This is a genomic window from Cellulomonas denverensis (assembly GCF_012396125.1).
In the GTDB taxonomy this organism is placed as follows: Bacteria; Actinomycetota; Actinomycetes; order Actinomycetales; family Cellulomonadaceae; genus Cellulomonas; species Cellulomonas denverensis.
Map to the genome: position 1 here is coordinate 473171 of NZ_JAAXOX010000003.1, position 16600 is coordinate 489770.

General features: G+C 74.4%; 17 protein-coding genes and 1 pseudogene. 15 read left to right on the top strand and 3 right to left on the bottom strand.

Annotated elements, in window-relative coordinates; all coding sequences use genetic code 11:
• The first annotated feature begins 2 nt into the window (after nt 1–2).
• Complete coding sequence (gene ffh, locus HGA03_RS09000) at nt 3–1595, top strand: signal recognition particle protein (protein ID WP_168629897.1); 1593 nt, start codon at nt 3–5, stop codon at nt 1593–1595.
• Between the two features lies 1 nt (nt 1596).
• Nucleotides 1597–2682 (top strand): amidohydrolase family protein, encoded by a 1086-nt coding sequence (locus tag HGA03_RS09005; RefSeq protein WP_168629898.1) that lies wholly within the window; start codon nt 1597–1599, stop codon nt 2680–2682.
• 33 nt (nt 2683–2715) lie between these two features.
• Here HGA03_RS09005 and HGA03_RS09010 read toward each other — a convergent pair whose 3' ends face one another.
• The gene (locus HGA03_RS09010) at nt 2716–4290 is read right to left on the bottom strand and encodes a M16 family metallopeptidase (protein ID WP_168629899.1); all 1575 of its coding nucleotides are present in this window, start codon (nt 4288–4290) and stop codon (nt 2716–2718) included.
• Between the two features lie 257 nt (nt 4291–4547).
• Here HGA03_RS09010 and rpsP point away from each other — a divergent pair, with 257 nt between their 5' ends.
• From rpsP to HGA03_RS09065, 11 genes are all read left to right on the top strand, one after another.
• Nucleotides 4548–4979, top strand: a complete 432-nt coding sequence (gene rpsP, locus HGA03_RS09015) for a 30S ribosomal protein S16 (RefSeq protein WP_168629900.1) — start codon at nt 4548–4550, stop codon at nt 4977–4979.
• Entirely contained in the window at nt 4979–5218 is a 240-nt protein-coding gene (locus HGA03_RS09020; RefSeq protein ID WP_168629901.1) for an RNA-binding protein, read from the top strand. The genes rpsP and HGA03_RS09020 overlap by 1 nt, the downstream gene beginning before the upstream one ends.
• Before the next feature lie 78 nt (nt 5219–5296).
• A complete protein-coding gene (gene rimM / locus HGA03_RS09025) occupies nt 5297–5842 on the top strand; it encodes a ribosome maturation factor RimM (protein ID WP_168629902.1) in 546 nt (181 codons plus the stop codon).
• Nucleotides 5839–6636 (top strand): tRNA (guanosine(37)-N1)-methyltransferase TrmD, encoded by a 798-nt coding sequence (trmD, locus tag HGA03_RS09030; RefSeq protein ID WP_168629903.1) that lies wholly within the window; start codon nt 5839–5841, stop codon nt 6634–6636. The genes rimM and trmD overlap by 4 nt, the downstream gene beginning before the upstream one ends.
• Nucleotides 6637–6795: 159 nt before the next feature.
• A complete protein-coding gene (rplS, locus tag HGA03_RS09035) occupies nt 6796–7161 on the top strand; it encodes a 50S ribosomal protein L19 (protein ID WP_168629904.1) in 366 nt (121 codons plus the stop codon).
• A 141-nt stretch (nt 7162–7302) separates the two neighbouring features.
• The gene (gene lepB / locus HGA03_RS09040) at nt 7303–8067 is read left to right on the top strand and encodes a signal peptidase I (protein ID WP_239073554.1); all 765 of its coding nucleotides are present in this window, start codon (nt 7303–7305) and stop codon (nt 8065–8067) included.
• Nucleotides 8068–8075: 8 nt separating this feature from the next.
• On the top strand, nt 8076–8816 hold the full coding sequence (locus HGA03_RS09045) for a ribonuclease HII (RefSeq protein WP_168629986.1): 741 nt from the start codon (nt 8076–8078) through the stop codon (nt 8814–8816).
• Nucleotides 8817–8861: 45 nt separating this feature from the next.
• Nucleotides 8862–9185, top strand: a complete 324-nt coding sequence (locus tag HGA03_RS09050; protein ID WP_168629905.1) for a DUF2469 domain-containing protein — start codon at nt 8862–8864, stop codon at nt 9183–9185.
• Nucleotides 9186–9302: 117 nt separating this feature from the next.
• On the top strand, nt 9303–9659 hold the full coding sequence (locus tag HGA03_RS09055; RefSeq protein ID WP_168629906.1) for a YraN family protein: 357 nt from the start codon (nt 9303–9305) through the stop codon (nt 9657–9659).
• Between the two features lie 38 nt (nt 9660–9697).
• On the top strand, nt 9698–11188 hold the full coding sequence (locus HGA03_RS09060; RefSeq protein ID WP_168629987.1) for a YifB family Mg chelatase-like AAA ATPase: 1491 nt from the start codon (nt 9698–9700) through the stop codon (nt 11186–11188).
• A gap of 138 nt (nt 11189–11326) precedes the next feature.
• Nucleotides 11327–12661, top strand: coding sequence for a DNA-processing protein DprA (locus HGA03_RS09065; protein WP_239073553.1), 1335 nt, complete (start codon nt 11327–11329; stop codon nt 12659–12661).
• 146 nt (nt 12662–12807) lie between these two features.
• Here the strand turns inward: HGA03_RS09065 and HGA03_RS09070 are convergent, their stop codons facing one another.
• Nucleotides 12808–13317, bottom strand: coding sequence for a hypothetical protein (locus tag HGA03_RS09070; protein WP_168629907.1), 510 nt, complete (start codon nt 13315–13317; stop codon nt 12808–12810).
• A gap of 305 nt (nt 13318–13622) precedes the next feature.
• On the opposite strand from HGA03_RS09070, the gene HGA03_RS09075 reads away from it, so the two are divergent.
• Nucleotides 13623–14555: a tyrosine recombinase XerC gene (locus HGA03_RS09075; RefSeq protein ID WP_168629908.1), complete on the top strand. Its 933-nt coding sequence runs from the start codon at nt 13623–13625 to the stop codon at nt 14553–14555.
• A 20-nt stretch (nt 14556–14575) separates the two neighbouring features.
• Complete coding sequence (gene whiG / locus HGA03_RS09080; RefSeq protein ID WP_168629909.1) at nt 14576–15622, top strand: RNA polymerase sigma factor WhiG; 1047 nt, start codon at nt 14576–14578, stop codon at nt 15620–15622.
• Nucleotides 15623–15745: 123 nt separating this feature from the next.
• Here whiG and HGA03_RS19580 read toward each other — a convergent pair.
• Nucleotides 15746–16534, bottom strand: a pseudogene (locus HGA03_RS19580) (murein hydrolase activator EnvC family protein); the annotation flags it as partial.
• Nucleotides 16535–16600 lie beyond the last annotated feature (66 nt).

Consider the following 16600-nt stretch of genomic DNA (forward strand, 5'->3'; position numbering starts at 1 on the left):
CGGTGTTCGCCAGCCTGTCCGACCGTCTGACGTCGACCTTCAAGAACCTGCGCACGAAGGGCCGGTTGTCCGAGGCGGACATCGACGCCACCGTGCGCGAGATCCGCCGCGCCCTGCTGGACGCCGACGTCGCCGTCCCCGTGGTCCGCTCCTTCACCGGTGCGGTCCGCGAGCGGGCGCTGTCCTCGGAGGTCTCCGGCGCGCTGAACCCGGCGCAGCAGGTCGTCAAGATCGTCAACGAGGAGCTGATCGGCATCCTCGGCGGCCAGAACCGGCCGCTGCACCTGGCGAAGAACCCGCCGACGGTGATCCTGCTGGCCGGTCTGCAGGGTGCCGGCAAGACCACGCTGGCCGGGAAGCTGGCGCTGCACCTCAAGGGTCAGGGCCACACCCCGCTGCTGGTCGCCGCCGACCTCCAGCGCCCGAACGCGGTCACCCAGCTCCAGGTGGTCGCCGAGCGGGCCGGGGTGCCGGTGTTCGCGCCGCACCCGGGCAACCAGGGCGCCGAGGACGACATCGTGGTCGGCGCCGACCCGGTCGCCGTCGCCCGGGAGGGCCTGGCCACCGCCCGGGCCCGGCAGCACGACGTGCTGATCGTCGACACCGCCGGCCGCCTCGGTGTGGACCAGGTGCTCATGCAGCAGGCCGCCGACATCCGCGACGCGGTGAACCCGGACGAGATCCTGTTCGTGATCGACGCGATGATCGGCCAGGACGCGGTCGCCACGGCACAGGCCTTCGCCGACGGGGTCGGGTTCACCGGGGTGGTGCTGTCCAAGCTGGACGGCGACGCCCGCGGTGGTGCGGCACTGTCGGTGGCCTCGGTCACCGGTCGGCCGATCCTGTTCGCCTCCACCGGTGAGAAGCTCACCGACTTCGAGGTGTTCCACCCGGACCGGATGGCCTCGCGCATCCTGGACATGGGCGACGTGCTCACCCTGATCGAGCAGGCCGAGAAGGCCTTCGACGCCGAGCAGGCCGAGCAGATGGCGGGCAAGCTCGCCTCCGGTGAGGGCTTCACGCTCGAGGACTTCCTGCAGCAGATGCAGCAGCTGAAGAACATGGGCTCGATGAAGAAGATGCTCGGCATGCTGCCCGGGATGGGGCAGATGCGGGAGGCGATCGACAACTTCGACGAGCGCGAGGTCGACCGGGTCGAGGCGATCATCCGCTCGATGACCCCGGCCGAGCGGGTCAACCCCAAGATCATCAACGGTTCGCGCCGGTCCCGGATCGCCAAGGGGTCCGGCGTCCAGGTCTCGGATGTCAACGGGATGCTGGAGCGGTTCGACGCCGCGCAGAAGATGATGAAGCAGATGTCCCGCGGTGGCGGGATGCCGGTGCCCGGGATGGGGATGCTGCCGGGCTCGGGCAAGAAGTCCCGCGGCAAGGCCCAGCAGTCCCGCAAGGTCAAGGGCAAGTCCGGCAACCCGGCCAAGCGCGCCCAGCAGGAGAAGGCCGCCGCGGACCGGGCCGCCGGGATCGCGCCCGCCGCCCCCGCCGGTTCCGCCTTCGGGCTGGGCGGCCCGCAGCCGCAGGACCCCGCCGCGATCGAGCTGCCCGAGGGGCTGGACAGGTTCCTCGGCGGGCGGTGACATGACCGCCCTGCACCTGCGCGGCCCGGTGATCGTCGACGGCGACCGGGTCGCGGCGCAGGCCTGGGTGGTCGGCGGCCGGATCACCTTCGAACGCCCGGCCGAGGTCGACGGATCACTGGACGGCTGGGTCCTGCCCGGCCTGGTCGACGTGCACTGCCACATCGGGCTGGGCGCACAGGGCGAGGTCGACCGCGACACCGCCCTCGGCCAGGCCCGCGCCGACCGGGATGCCGGGGTGCTACTGATCCGGGACGCCGGTTCTCCGGCGGACACCCGGTGGATGGACGACCGGGACGACCTGCCGCGGTTGATCCGCGCCGGACGGCACCTGGCCCGGCCCAAGCGCTACCTGCGGCACTACGCCCGGGAACTGGCCGACGTCGCCGAGTTGCCCGCGGCGGTGGCCGAGGAGGCCGACCGGGGCGACGGCTGGGTGAAGCTGGTCGCGGACTGGATCGACCGTGACCTCGGTCCGGACGGCGACCTGCGCCCGCTCTGGCCGGACGACGTGCTGGCCGAGGCGGTGCGGGTGGCCCACGAACACGGCGCCCGGGTCACCGCGCACACCTTCGCCACCGAGGCGCTGGACGGGCTGCTGGACGCCGGGATCGACTGCCTGGAACACGCCACCGGCGCCGACCCGGCCCAGATCGACCGGATCGCCGCGGCCGGCATCCCGGTCACGGCGACCCTGCTCCAGGTCGCCCAGTTCGGCGCGATCGCCGACCAGGCGGTGAAGTACCCGGTCTACGCCGCGCGGATGCGCCGGATGCACGGCCGCCGGTACGCCCACGTCCGGAACCTGTACGACGCCGGGGTGCCCCTGCTGCTCGGCACCGACGCCGGTGGGACCATCGCCCACGGCCGGATCGCCGACGAGGCCGCCGAGCTGCTGGCCGCCGGGATCGCGGACGCCGAGGTGGTCGCCGCGGCGTCGTGGCGGACCCGGGGGTGGCTGGGGATGCCGGGGCTGGTCGAGGGGGAGTCGGCGGACCTGGTGGTGTACGACGCGGACCCGCGGGCCGACGCCCGGGTGCTGGCGGCGCCGCGGGGTGTGCTGCTGCGCGGGGTGCGGGTGGCCTGACGGGTCGGCCGGTGGCCGGGGCCGCCCGCCCCGTCAGTCCGCGGCCGGGCGCGCCGGGAACCCGGTCTTGTGCCGGATCACCCGGTCCGGCAGCCCGGCGACGAACCGGTCCCACGGCTTCTGCGCACCGCGGAACCCGCCCGTGACGATCGACACCACCCCGCCCTGCCAGGTCACGACCTCCCATGCGCCGTCGTCGTCCCGGCCGACCAGGGCGATGTCCTCCACCCGGATCCGGGCGGCGATGTCGATCAGCACCAGCTGATTCCGGCCGATCGCCAGATCTATCCCGCGCCACGGCGACCAGAACTTCCCGCGGTGGATGCTGGTGCGGACGTCGAACAGGCTGCCTGGCCCGTCCGGGTTCCCGTCCGTGACCAGATCGGCGCGGATCTCCTTGGTCGACATGCCGCGGTAGTGGGACAGCCCGGGGCGCGGGGTCAGGCCGAGTCCCTCCAGCGCCTCCTCGGTCTCCGGCAGCAGGCCGACCCGGCCCGGGACCACCAGCAGCAGGGTGCCGGCGATGCCGCCCAGCACCTCGCGCACCTGGTCCGCGGTGCCGATCTCCAGCGCGGCCAGCAGGTCGGCGGTGGTCGGGGTGGGCCAGCCGCGCAGCTCGTTCTCCGCGGTGGTGATCAGTGCGGTCAGCGCCGTGTCGGTGGACCGGAGCCGGGCGCGTAGGGTCGCGCGGGCGTGGTCGAGCAGCTCCTGATCCGGCCCGTGCGCGACCAGGTCTGCCAGTACCTGCCGGGCCAGCAGCACCGTCTCGTCCACCGCGGTGTCCTGCGGGTCCAGCATCAGGCTCCAGTGCGCGCTCTCCGGTCCGGTCCACAGCGCGACCAGCTCCACCGCGTACACCAGCCCACGCTCCAGACGCAGGCGCCGGGTCATCGCCTCCTCCAGCACCGTGGCGGCGAGCTGGCGCCGCTGCACCGGGGCATCCACCAGGAAGGACAGGCCGAGCGTCTCCCCGGTGCCCACCGCGAACGCGGGGGTCGGGCCTGGCAGGGGAGCGGGCTCGGGCGTGCGGGCTGGCACCGGTCCGGGCGGCACCGCCGCCGACAGCCCCTCCGGCGGCCGGGTGCTGAACACCAGCCGGGCGTTCCCGGTGGTCAGCCAGTGGGCGGCGAAGGCGTGCACATCCGCAGCGGTCAGGGCGGGCAGTGCGGCGTGACCCAGGTCGATCGCCCCCAGACCGGTGGGACCCCAGCGGTGCGAGAAGCCGTCGGCGGTGGCGTACACCCCCTCCGCGCCGATCTCGGTGACGATGGTGGCCCGCTCGGCGGCGACCTCCTCCTCGGTTACGGTGGCGAGCCCGGCCACCGCATCGCCGACCCGGCGCAGGAAGTCGCTCACGTCCTCGTCGCAGCCGGCGGCGTAGAAGACCATCGAGTCGGGGGAGGAGGACGCGTTGTGCTCGGTGGCCACCCGGCCGACCCGACGCATCACCAGGTGCTCGACCAGATGGTGCAGCCCGGTCAGCTCCGGCGGCAGATCGCGCTGCCCGACGCCGAAGACCAGGAAGCCGCGCGCATCGCCCGGCACCTGCGCCCACAGCGTCCTGATCCCGGACAGCTCGGTGCGGGCGGGTTCGTGCTGGACCGTCACGGTCGTCCTCTCCTCGGGGCGCACACGGTAACGTCGGCTCCGGCCACCTGCCCCGGGACCCGGCCCCTGTTCAGCCATCCGGCGCAGCGCGCCAGGGGTTGGGAGCACTGGCGCGGGTCTGGCACAATGGCCTGCTGTACTCGGCTCCCGCGGCCCCTCTACCCGCGCGATGCTGTGACACACAGGCAGGACCGCCACCGCATGCCCCACGTGCGCACCGGCCCCGCCGCCCCACATCAACCAGGAGAGACCACCCCGTGGCCACCAAGATTCGCCTGAAGCGCCTCGGCAAGATCCGTGCGCCGTACTACCGCGTCGTCGTCGCCGACTCCCGCACCAAGCGGGACGGTCGTGTGATCGAGGAGATCGGCAAGTACCACCCCACCGAGGAGCCCTCGCTGATCGAGATCTCCTCCGAGCGGGCCCAGTACTGGCTGTCCGTCGGCGCCCAGCCGACCGAGCAGGTCATGGCGCTGCTCAAGGTGACCGGCGACTGGCAGAAGTTCAAGGGCCTGCCGGGCGCCGAGGGCACCCTGCGCACCAAGGCCGCCACGGCCGACGTGAAGGCCGCCGTCGACGCGGTCGCCGCCGACGCCGAGAAGGCCAAGGCCAAGGCTGCCGAGAAGAAGGCTGCCGCTCCGGCCGAGGAGACCGCGACCGAGGCTCCGGCCGAGGACGAGCAGGCCTGATGCTCGCCGACGCGCTCGAGCACCTGGTCCGCGGGATCGTCGACCACCCGGACGACGTGCGGGTGGACGCCCGTGCGCTGCGCCGCGGCGACCTGCTCGAGGTCCGGGTCCACCCCGACGACCTCGGCCGCGTGATCGGGCGTGGCGGCCGGACGGCCCGCGCCCTGCGCACCGTCGTCGGCGCGCTGTCCACCGATGGCCCGGTCCGGGTCGACGTCGTGGACGTCGCCCGGCGCTGAGCGCACCGCCGTGACAGGCCCGGCCCCCGCCACCGGTGGGGTCCGGGCCTGTGCCATGCCGACACCGAGGAGCACCCCATGCAGTTGACCGTCGCCCGGATCGGCCGCGCCCACGGACTGCGCGGCGAGGTTGCGCTCGACCTGCGCACCGACGACCCGCAGGCACGCCTGGCGGTCGGCACGGTGCTGCCCACCGATCCCGCCGACCGCGGACCGCTCACCGTCGCGCGCACCCGCACCCAGCAGGGCCGGTGGTACGTCCAGTTCGCGGAGGTCGCGGACCGCACCGCCGCCGAGGACCTGCGCGGGGTGTCGCTGGTGGTGGACGTGGCCGACGACGAGGGCGAGGACGACGCCTGGTACCCGCACGAACTGGCCGGGTTGCGCGCCGAGCACGTGGACGGCCGGCTGCTGGGCGAGATCACCGGCCTGGAGCATCTGCCCGCGCAGGACGTGCTGGTGCTGCGCGAGCCGGACGGCAGCCGCACCCTGGTGCCCTTCGTCCGGGCGATCGTGCCGGTGGTGGACGTCCCCGGTGGCCGGGTGCTGATCGACCCGCCGGGTGGACTGTTGGCCTCCGACGCGCAGAACCTGGTGATCAGCGAGGAGACCGCGGGCGAATGAGGATCGACGTCGTCACGATCTTCCCGGACTACCTGGCACCGCTGTCGCTGTCGCTGGTCGGGAAGGCCCGCACCTCCGGCATCCTCGACCTGCGGGTGCACGACCTGCGGGACTGGACCGCCGACCGGCACCGGACGGTGGACGACACCCCGTTCGGCGGTGGCGCGGGGATGGTGATGCGCCCGGACATCTGGGGCGCCGCGCTGGACGACCTGCTGGACGAGGGCGCGCACCTGCTGCTGCCCACGCCGTCCGGCGCCCCGCTCACCCAGCGGCAGGCCGAGTCGCTGGCCACCGCGGACGAGCACCTGGTGATCGCCTGCGGCCGCTACGAGGGGATCGACGCCCGGGTGGCCGAGCACTACGCCGCGCGCGGGGTGCGGGTCAGCGAGTACTCGCTCGGCGACTACGTGCTCAACGGCGGCGAGGTGGCCGCGCTGGTGCTGATCGAGGCGGTGGCACGGCTGCTGCCCGGGGTGGTCGGCAACCCACACTCGCTGGTGGAGGAGTCGCACGGCGAGGCCGGACTGCTGGAGTACCCGGTCTACACCAAGCCGCCGGTCTGGCGGGACGCCGAGGTGCCCGAGGTGCTGCTGTCCGGTCACCACGGCAAGGTCGAGCGCTGGCGGCGGGACCAGGCGCTGGCCCGCACGGCCGCGCGACGGCCCGATCTGCTGCGGCGGCTGGACCCGGCGGTGCTGGACAAGAAGGACCGGGCCACGCTCGCGGAACTGGGCTGGGCGATCGGCGCGGACGGGCCGTTTCCGGCCGGGCCGCAGACTGTGGCAGACTAGTGCGCTGGTGCGCGTAGGCCGCGTCTCTGCCACAGGGGAGACGATCACGACCGCCCGACGGGCCGCACACCGCAACGATGCCCACTTCCGGCACGGGTCCCTGCACCGGTGCCGACGATGACGCACGTGACCTGTGGCACGGCGGGAAAGTGAAACGAGATGTCCCACCTGCTCGACAGTGTCGACGCCGCCTCGCTGCGCACCGACATCCCGGACTTCCGTGCCGGTGACACCCTCAAGGTGAACGTCAAGGTCGTCGAGGGCAACCGCTCCCGCGTCCAGCTCTTCCAGGGCGTGGTCATCGCCCGCCAGGGCGACGGCATCCGCGAGACGTTCACCGTCCGCAAGGTCTCCTTCGGCGTCGGCGTGGAGCGGACCTTCCCGGTGCACTCCCCGACGATCGAGTCGATCGAGGTCGCCACCCGCGGTGACGTGCGTCGCGCGAAGCTGTACTACCTGCGCAACCTGCGCGGCAAGAAGGCGAAGATCAAGGAGAAGCGCGACACCCCGGCCAAGAAGGCCTGAGTCGCGGCACTCCTGCTCCATGGGGGCGGTCACCGGTGACGGTGACCGCCCCCGTGGCATGTCCGGGGAGGTTGCGTGTGGGTGCCGGAATCGCGCGCGCAGGGTTGGGCGGGTGACCTGCGCACGTGGCACAGTGTGCGGGTGACGCACCAGGACGCCAGCACCGGGGACGAGTCGGCCCCCACCACCGGGGACGCGGCGGTCCCCACCCCCGCCACCCGCCGGCAGAACCGCCGTCCGCGCAATCCGGTGCTGGGCTTCCTGCGTGAGGTCGCGATCATCCTGGTCAGCGCGATCGTGCTGTCCTGGGTGGTCAAGACCTTCCTCGCCCAGGCATTCTTCATCCCCAGCGCGTCGATGCACGACACTCTGCTGGAGGGCGACCGGGTGCTGGTCAGCAAGCTGGTGCCCGAGCCGCTGGACGTGCACCGCGGCGACATCGTGGTGTTCGCCGACCCGGGCGGCTGGCTGCCCGCCGAGGAGCAGGTGGACACCAATGCGGTGCAGGACGTGCTGATCGCGGTCGGCCTGATGCCCCAGCAGTCCGAGGACCACCTGATCAAGCGGGTGATCGGCCTGCCCGGCGATCACGTGGTCTCCGCCGGCGACGGGTCGCCGCTCGAGGTCAACGGCGTGGCCATCGACGAGAGCGCCTACCTGGCCCCCGGCGCGATCCCGAGCCAGATCGCCTTCGACGTGATCGTGCCCGAGGACTCGCTGTGGGTGATGGGGGACAACCGTCAGGAGTCGGCCGACTCCCGGTTCCACATGGGCGACCCGGGCGGGGGTGCGATCCCGATGGACACCGTCGTGGGCACCGCCTTCGTCAAGCTGTGGCCGCTGGACCGGATGGGCCTGCTCCGCAACCCCGGGGACGTCTTCGCGGACGTGCCCGACCCGTCGTGACCGCGACCATGGCCCGCCCCCGGGCGGTGCCGCCGTCGCTGCGGGTCGAGCGCCAGATGCTCCGGGACGGGGCGACCGCGCTGGCCTGCCTGGACGAGGTCGGCCGCGGCGCGCTGTGCGGCCCGGTCACCATCGGCGTGGTGGTGGTCACCGCCGACAGCAAGCCCGCACCCGCGGGGGTCCGGGACTCCAAGCTGCTCACCCCGGCGGCCCGGCTGGCCCTGGTGCCGCGGATCCAGCGCTGGGCGGCCGCCTGGTCGGTCGGTCACGCCGGCCCGGCCGAGATCGACGAGTACGGCATCATCGCGGCCCTGCGGCTGGCCGGGCAGCGGGCGCTGGACGGGCTCGCCCTGACCCCCGACGCGGCGCTGCTGGACGGCAACCACGACTACCTGTCGCCGCCGGCCCAGGGCACGCTGTTCGACGACGGGCCGGTGCTGCCCGCACCGGTCTGCGCGGTGCCGCCGGTGACCACGATGATCAAGGCGGACATGAAGTGCGCTGCGGTGGCCGCCGCCAGCGTGCTGGCCAAGACCACCCGGGACGCCCTGCTGCTCGAACTGGCCGCCGAGCACCCGGAGTACGGCTGGCACGACAACAAGGGCTACGCCTCGGCCGAGCACGTGGACGCGCTGCGGCGGCTCGGCCCGACGGTGCACCACCGGCGGTCCTGGCGGCTGCCCGGGGTCGGCGAGGAGGCCGCCGAGGCCGTGCGGACCGAGGTCGCCGGCGCGGTGCCGGTGCTCTGACCGCGTCGATGCGATTCCTCGGGCGGGATGGGCGATGATGTCCGGGTGAGTGCCGAGGATCTGGAGAACTACGAGACCGAGATGGAGCTCGCGCTCTACCGCGAGTACCGGGACGCGGTCGGCCTGTTCTCGTACGTGGTGGAGACCGAGCGACGGTTCTACCTGGCGAACCACGTCGACCTGCAGGTGCGGTCCGCGGCCGGCGAGGTCTACTTCGAGCTGACCCTGGCCGACGCCTGGGTGTGGGACGTCTACCGTTCCGCGCGCTTCGTGAAGTCGGTGCGGGTGGTCACCTTCAAGGACGTGAACGTCGAGGAACTGGTCAAGGCCGACCTCGATTTGGGCGGGGGCAGCGGCTTCGGCCGGTGATCCTCGGGGCGTCGGCTGTCCACAGCGCCGATCAGCCCGTGATGGTCCCCAGGCGGCCCTGACCGCCGTGGACCGGCTCCGTCCCGCACCGCCAGCCTCCTGCCAGGAGGTGACGCGATGCCGGACAGGCGGAGCACGGGACGCCGGGGCGAGGACCTGGCCGCCCGCTGGATCGAGGCCCGCGGCTGGCGGGTGATCGACCGGAACTGGCGCTGCGCCGCCGGGGAGATCGACCTGGTCGCCCTGGACGGCCGACAGCTGGTGATCGTCGAGGTGAAGACCCGCACCGGGACCGGCTACGGCCATCCCGCCGAGGCGGTCACCGATGCCAAGCTGCACCGGCTGCGGCGGCTGGCCGCGCACTGGCTGGCCGCCCACGACGAGCATCCCGCCGGGGTCCGGGTGGACGTGATCGCGGTGCTGCTGCCACCGGGCGGCCCGGCGCGGATCGAGCTGCTGGCGGGGGAGCGGTGAGCGGGCTCGGCCGGGCGCTGGCCGTCGGGCTGTTGGGGATGACCGCCCGGGTGGTCGAGGTCGAGGCGCACCTGGCCAGCGCCCTGCCCGCCTTCGTCCTGGTCGGGCTGCCGGACACCTCGCTGTCCGAGGCGAAGGTCCGCGTGCGGGCCGCAGTGGCCTGCACCGGCCTGGCCTGGCCCGCCCGCCGGATCACCGTCAACCTGACCCCCGCGGCGCTGCCGAAGCACGGACCCGGCTTCGACTTGGCGATCGCCGTTGCGGTGCTCGGTGCCGCGGGCGCGCTGGACCCCGTCCGGACCCGGGACACCGTGCACCTCGGCGAACTCGGCCTGGACGGGCGGCTGCGACCGGTGCGCGGCATCCTCCCGGCCGTCGCCGAGGCGGTCGCCCAGGGCCGGTCGCGGGTGGTGGTGCCGGCCGCCGACGTGGCCGAGGCCGAGCTGGTGCCCGGCGCCCGGGTGTCCGGCTGCGCGAGCCTGGCCGAGGTGGTCCGGCTGCACGGCGGCGAGGCCGACCTCAGCCCGGTGCGCGCCGTCGCGGCGACCCGGACCCCCTCCGCCGGACCGGGCCGGGCCGGCGACCTGGCAGACGTGCTCGGCCAGCGCACCGCCCGGCACGCGGTCGAGGTCGCCGCCGCCGGGGGACACCACCTGCTGCTCACCGGCCCGCCCGGCGCCGGCAAGACCATGCTCGCCTCCCGGCTGCCCGGCCTGCTGCCCGACCTGGACGAGGCGGAGGCGGTGGACGTCAGCGCCGTGCACTCGGTGGCCGGCACCTTCGACCCCGCCGCCGGGCTGATGCACCGGCCGCCCTACGAGGACCCGCACCACACCGCCAGCGCCGCGAGCATCGTCGGCGGCGGCTCCGGCTGGCCCCGGCCCGGCGCCGCGTCCCGGGCCCATCGCGGCGTGCTGTTCCTGGACGAGGCGCCGGAGTTCAGCACCCGGGTGCTGCAGACCCTGCGACAGCCACTGGAACACGGCGAGCTGGTGATCCACCGGGCCGCCGGCGCGGTCCGGTTCCCGGCGCGGTTCCAGCTGGTCCTGGCGGCCAACCCCTGCCCCTGCGGCCGTGCCACCGGCAAGGGCCGGGACTGCGGCTGCACCCCGCAGGAACGGCGCCGGTACCAAGCCCGGCTGGACGGGCCGCTGCTCGACCGGGTGGACCTCCAGGTGGAGGTCCCCGCCGTGCGGGCGATCGACGGCGCCGCACCCGGCGAGGACACCGCCACCGTCGCCGCTCGGGTCGCCGCCGCCCGCCGGGCGCAACGTGCCCGCTGGGCCGGCGACCCCTGGCACCTCAACGCCGAGGCCCCCGGTGCCCGGCTGCGCGACCTGCTCGGCCCGCGGCACGGGCTGCTGGACGACCTGCACCGGGCGCTGGACGCCGGGCGGTTGACCCTGCGCGGCGCCGACCGGGTGCTGCGGATCGCCTGGACCCTCGCCGACCTGGCCGGTTCCCCGGCCCCGCACCGCGAGGACATCGGCCGGGCGTTGCTGCTGCGGACGCGTGGTGCCGGATCGTGAGCGGGGTGGCCATCGGCGCCGAGCTGGTCGGCTGGGCGCTGTTGCTGTGGACCTGGGGAGCCGGGTCGTGAGCGGGGCGGCCGTCGACGGCGAGCTGTTCGGCTGGGTGCTGTTGCTGTGGACCTGGGGAGCCGGGTCGTGAGCCGGGCCGCCGCCGACGCCGAGCTGCTCGCCCGGGTCGGCTGGTCCTGCTGCACCGAACCTGGCGACCGGGCTGCGGTCGCCGTGATCGACGCCCTCGGCGCCGCGCCCGCCTGGGAGTGGCTGCTCTCCGCCCGCACCCTGTCGCCCACCCGGGCCGCTCGGGTGCTGGTCGAGCGGCTGCGCGTCCTGGACGACACCGACCCGGACGCGCCGCTGTCCGCACCGTCCGGCCGGGCGGTCCCGGTGCTCGCCCGGGCGCTGGAACGCTGGCGGCCCCGCCTCGACACCGATCCCGAGCGGATGCTCGCCGCCGCCGGCCGGATCGGCGCCCAGCCGCTGATCCCGGGCCGGACGGGCTGGCCGGAGCGGGTCGCCGACCTCGGTGGGACGGCCCCGATCTGCCTGTGGGTCCGCGGCGAACCCCGGGTCGATCAGCTCGTCGCCCGCTCGGTCGCCCTGGTCGGCGCCCGGGCCGCCAGCGACTACGGCGAACAGGTCACCACCGACCTCGCCGTCGATCTGGCCCGCGGTGGCGTCACGGTGTTGTCCGGCGGGGCCTACGGGATCGATGCGGCTGCCCACCGGGGTGCGCTCGCGGGCCGTCCCGCCGCGAGCACGGTCGCCCTGCTGGCCGGCGGCCCGGACCGGCTCACCCCGGCCGGGAACGCCGAACTGCTGCGCCGGGTGATCGACCAGGGCGGGTCGGTGATCGCGGAGAGCCCACCCGGGCGACCACCCAGCCGGTCACGCTTCCTGCTCCGCAACCGCCTGATCGCCGCGCTCACCGGTGCCACGGTCGTGGTCGAGGCGGGCTGGCGGTCCGGGGCGCTCAACACCGCCCACCATGCCGCCGAGCTGTTCCGCCCGGTCGGCGCGGTGCCCGGACCGGTCACGTCGGCGGCGTCGGCGGGGTGTCACCGGCTGCTGCGCTCGGGGGTTGGGGTCTGCGTCACGGACGCGGCGGAGGTGCGGGAGTTGCTGGTGGGCGCGGCGGTGCGATCGGACGGCGGGCGCGGACCCGATGCCGGCGACGACGGGTCCGGATGTGGCCTCGTCGCGATGGGACCTGGGCACGGCTCGCGCGCCCGTGGGGGAGACATGAGCGGGGGTGCACGGCGCTCGCCACCCGGGGACGCACCGCCGCACAGCCGCCGGGCGCGGGTGATGGACGCGCTCAGGCGCTATCCGGCCGGCACGGCCCGGGTGGCGGCCCGCGCCGGGTTGGCGATCGACGAGGTGGAGGCCGAGCTCGGACTGCTGGAGCTGGACGGGGTGGCACGCCGCACGTCGGAGGGGAGGTGGGCGACGGTGCCGGAGCCTGAGCGGTGAGGGCGGTCGGGCCGGACGGCGGGGCTGCCTGTCCCCGTCCGGCACTCCGACGCGCCCGACAGGGGCAGCGGGATGGGGCGAGAGGGGGAGCGTCGGAGGGGACGTGGACGGCGGCGCCACCGGCGCCTGGGCGTGGGGACCGCGGGTCAGCCGACCGAGCGGCGCACCAGCTCCTCCTCGGCGGCCGTGATCGCGTCGCCGTCACCGCCCTCGTGCGCGAACCGGATCCACCCGGCGTTGCTCTGCCGGTGTCCGAGACCGACGTCGCCGAACGAATCGAGCAGCACCGAGTCGTTCCAGGGCGCGCGCCGGGTGGGGCGGTGGCCGAGGTCGGCGAGGGCGCGGTTGATCGGCCAGGTCGCGGCGTCCTCGTCGGTGGTGGGGTTCTCCACATCGGACCAGGTCAGCCGACCGTCGCGGTAGAACCAGGCACTCTGCCAACCGAGCCCGCCGAAGAAGTCCGCGACGATCCGGGCGACGGTCAGGCCGGCCAGCACGGTGCCGATCTGCTCGCTCTCGATCAGGTCGGTGTCGTCGGGGCCGAGCACCAGCGCCATCCCGGCACGCAGCGGCACCAGGGTGGACTGCGGGATCCGGGCGTGCAGGTCCTGCGCGGTGTCGGCAGGCGCGACGAAGGCGTCGAGTTCGTACGGCATGAGGGGAGTCCTTCCGGGCTGCACCGAGGGGATCCGGAGGTGCGGCGCCAACCGGTCCGGGGTGCGTGCGTCGGCACCCACAGGGGACGAGAGTAATCATCCCATGGGGGCTGTCGGGCCGGGTCCAAGGACCCAGACCCATCGGCCGGTGGCGCAGCATTCCTGAACCGGATGGCCGGACGATCACCCGTTCGGGGCCGGATCGGTCCCGGAAAATCGGACATACAACCGTGATTCGCCCAAGGGTGGGTGATTCCCCACACACCATTCTTGTCGCCCGGAGGTGTGACGGTCACCCTAGAGCCGTGCAGGCGGCAGCAGGGGTGGAGGAGACGGGCGCGGACAGTGCGCTCGTCGATGACTTCGTGCTCCACCTGCGGGCGCAGCGCGGGCTGTCCGAGCACACGATCCGGGCCTATGTCGGCGACCTGAACGGCCTGGGCGGCTACGCCCGGCGGAACGGGGTCGACGGGCTGGCCGGTGTCGACCTGGCGGTGCTGCGCGGCTGGCTGGCCTCGATGGCCGCCGCCGAGCGGAGCCGGGCCACGCTGGCCCGCCGGGGTGCCGCGATCCGGACGTTCTTCGCCTGGGCCTCCCGCACCGGCCGGATCGCCACCGACCCGGCGCTGCGGCTGGCCTCGGCCCGGCCGTCCTCCACTCTGCCGACCGTGCTGTCCCAGGACTCGGCCGCGGGCCTGCTGGACGTGGCGCGCACCCGGGCCGACGACGAGGACCCGGTGCACCTGCGGGACTGGGCCGCCCTGGAACTGCTCTACGCCACCGGTGTCCGGGTCGGCGAGCTGTGCAGCGCCGACGTCGATGACCTGGACCTGTCCGAGCGCACGCTGCGGGTGCTGGGCAAGGGCGGCAAGGAGCGTGTCGTGCCGGTGGGGGAGCCCGCCGTGGACGCGACCCGGCAGTGGCTCGACCGCGGCCGTCCCGCGCTCGCGGTGGACGGTTCGGGCCCGGCCTTGTTCCTCGGCCGCCGGGGCCGTCGGCTGGACCAGCGCCAGCTGCGCAGCGCGGTGCACGAGGTCGCCGGAGCCGCCGGGGTGGACGACATCGCCCCGCACGCGCTGCGGCACTCCGCCGCGACCCATCTGCTCGAGGGGGGCTCCGACCTGCGCAGTGTGCAGGAGGTGCTCGGCCATTCGAGCCTCGCCACGACCCAGCGCTACACCCACGTGACCGCGGACCGCCTCCGCGCGTCCTTCGAGCAGGCCCACCCCCGGGCATGACCCGCGAGACGGAGACCACCATGACTGTTCCGGTCGAGGAGCACACCGCCCCCGGTGCTCCCTCGCGTGCGCTCCGCGCGCCGCGCGGCGTCATCCCGCACCAGGTCGGTGTCGATGCCGAGCCGGCGGACGCCGCCCTCGCCACTGTGGTGCTGCTGACCGAGGACGCCGACCTGGCCGGTGCGCTGGCCGACGCCGTGACGGTGACCGAGGCGCTGGGCGACCTGGCCCAGGACCTGCCACAGCTGACCCTGGTCGAACCGCTGGACGCGGACGAGCTGGTCGAGGACACCGAGCAGCGCACCGCCGCGGACCGGGTCGCGGCCGACTGGGCGGCGTTCAAGGCCGGCGGCGACCGGCTGGTCCGCGAGCGGCTGATCCTGCACTACGCCCCGCTGGTGTCGGCGGTGGCCGGCCGGGTCGGGATGCGGCTGCCCGCGATGGTCGAGCAGGCGGACCTGGTGTCCTACGGCATGTTCGGCCTGATCGACGCGATCGAGAAGTACGAGCCCGGTCGTTCGGTGAAGTTCGAGACCTACGCGTCCTCCCGGATCCGCGGCGCGATCCTGGACGAGCTGCGGGCGATGGACTGGATCCCGCGCTCGGTGCGGACCAAGGCCCGTGCGGTGGACCGCGCCTACGCGGAGCTGGAGTCCGAGCTGCACCGGGTGCCCACCGAGCGCGAGGTGGCCGGGCGGTTGCAGATCGAGCTGCGTGAGCTGCGGGCGCTGTTCACCCAGCTGTCCACGGTGAACGTGGCCGCCCTGGACGAGCTGCTGGGCGCCGGGGACTCCGACCGGCTCTCGCTGCTGGACACCCTGGGCGACGACCGCAGCCCGGATCCCGGCGACTCCTTCGAGGCGCAGGAGACCAAATTTCTGCTGGCCCGGGCGATCGACCAGCTCGGCGAGCGGGAGAAGCTGGTCCTGGTCCTCTACTACTACGAGGGCATGACCCTGGCCGAGATCGGGCGGGTGCTGGGCGTCACCGAGTCCCGGATCTCCCAGATGCACACCGCGGCGATGCTCCGGCTGCGGGCCCGGCTGACCGAGGCCGACCGCGGCTGACCCGGCGCCTGCTCCGACCGCCACCCCGTCCGACCCGGCCCCGCCCGCGACGTCCCCCAGGGCGCCGGCGTCCGGCAGCAGCACCACCGGCCCGCCGTGCAGCAGCAGCCATGGGTCGAGGTACTCCTCGCCCTCGCGCACGCCCCAGTGCAGGCAGCAGCCCGGATCGCAGTGGCTCGCCCCGCCGCCGACGGTCCCGATCACCTGGCCGGCCCGGACCCGGTCGCCGACCGACACGGTGGCGAGCACCGGTTCCAGCGAACTGCGCAGGCCGTCGTCGTGGGTGACGGTGAGCACCGGCCGGTCGACCACGGTGCCGGCGAAGGTCACCGTCCCGTCGCGTGGGGCGAGCGCCGGTGAGCCGGGGTTGGCGGCCAGGTCGATCCCGCGGTGCCCGGGTGACCAGCGCTGGGCGGGCCGGTCGAAGGCGCGCAGCAGCTCGGGCTGATCCTGGACCGGGGCGGTCCAGCCGGTCCCTCCGGTCGCCGGGGACGCGGCAGGGGTGCCGCGGGTGGCGGAGGCGCGGTGCAGGCCGGTCAGCCCGAGCGCGACCAGCAGCACGGTGGTGCCGAGGGCGGCGAGGGTCCGGCGGTTCCGGATGGCGGGTGAAGTCGTCATGACGTGAGGGTCCGCGTGGCACCGCGCCTGGACCAGAGCCGGTCCGGCGGGTTGGGGACCACGGCCGGGTCGCCGGGCCTGTGGGCAGGTGGCCGCCCGGTGATCACGCCCACAGCCGGACGGCCTCGATCGCTGCGTCGTTCCGGTAAGCTTCTGCTTGCGACCGGTCTGTGCCGGTCGACATCGCGCGTCATCAACCGCCCCAGGGCGGGCCGGCGCCGGCAGCGGTCCACCCGGGCAACCGGGTGGTGTCGGCCACGGCATGACGCCAGGGATGCACCCACCCGGGGGCATCGACAACCGGACGAGCGGGCCCCGCCGACTGCGGAGCCCGCGATCATGCTGCGCGCCCCCGCTGGG

Coding starts and splice junctions, on each gene's coding strand:
- HGA03_RS09005 (WP_168629898.1), top strand. CDS start 1,597: ATGACCGCCCTGCACCTGCGCGGCCCGGTGATCGTCGACGGCGACCGG.
- HGA03_RS09020 (WP_168629901.1), top strand. CDS start 4,979: ATGCTCGCCGACGCGCTCGAGCACCTGGTCCGCGGGATCGTCGACCAC.
- rimM (WP_168629902.1), top strand. CDS start 5,297: ATGCAGTTGACCGTCGCCCGGATCGGCCGCGCCCACGGACTGCGCGGC.
- trmD (WP_168629903.1), top strand. CDS start 5,839: ATGAGGATCGACGTCGTCACGATCTTCCCGGACTACCTGGCACCGCTG.
- rplS (WP_168629904.1), top strand. CDS start 6,796: ATGTCCCACCTGCTCGACAGTGTCGACGCCGCCTCGCTGCGCACCGAC.
- HGA03_RS09045 (WP_168629986.1), top strand. CDS start 8,076: ATGGCCCGCCCCCGGGCGGTGCCGCCGTCGCTGCGGGTCGAGCGCCAG.
- HGA03_RS09055 (WP_168629906.1), top strand. CDS start 9,303: ATGCCGGACAGGCGGAGCACGGGACGCCGGGGCGAGGACCTGGCCGCC.
- HGA03_RS09060 (WP_168629987.1), top strand. CDS start 9,698: ATGACCGCCCGGGTGGTCGAGGTCGAGGCGCACCTGGCCAGCGCCCTG.
- HGA03_RS09070 (WP_168629907.1), bottom strand. CDS start 13,317: ATGCCGTACGAACTCGACGCCTTCGTCGCGCCTGCCGACACCGCGCAG.
- whiG (WP_168629909.1), top strand. CDS start 14,576: ATGACTGTTCCGGTCGAGGAGCACACCGCCCCCGGTGCTCCCTCGCGT.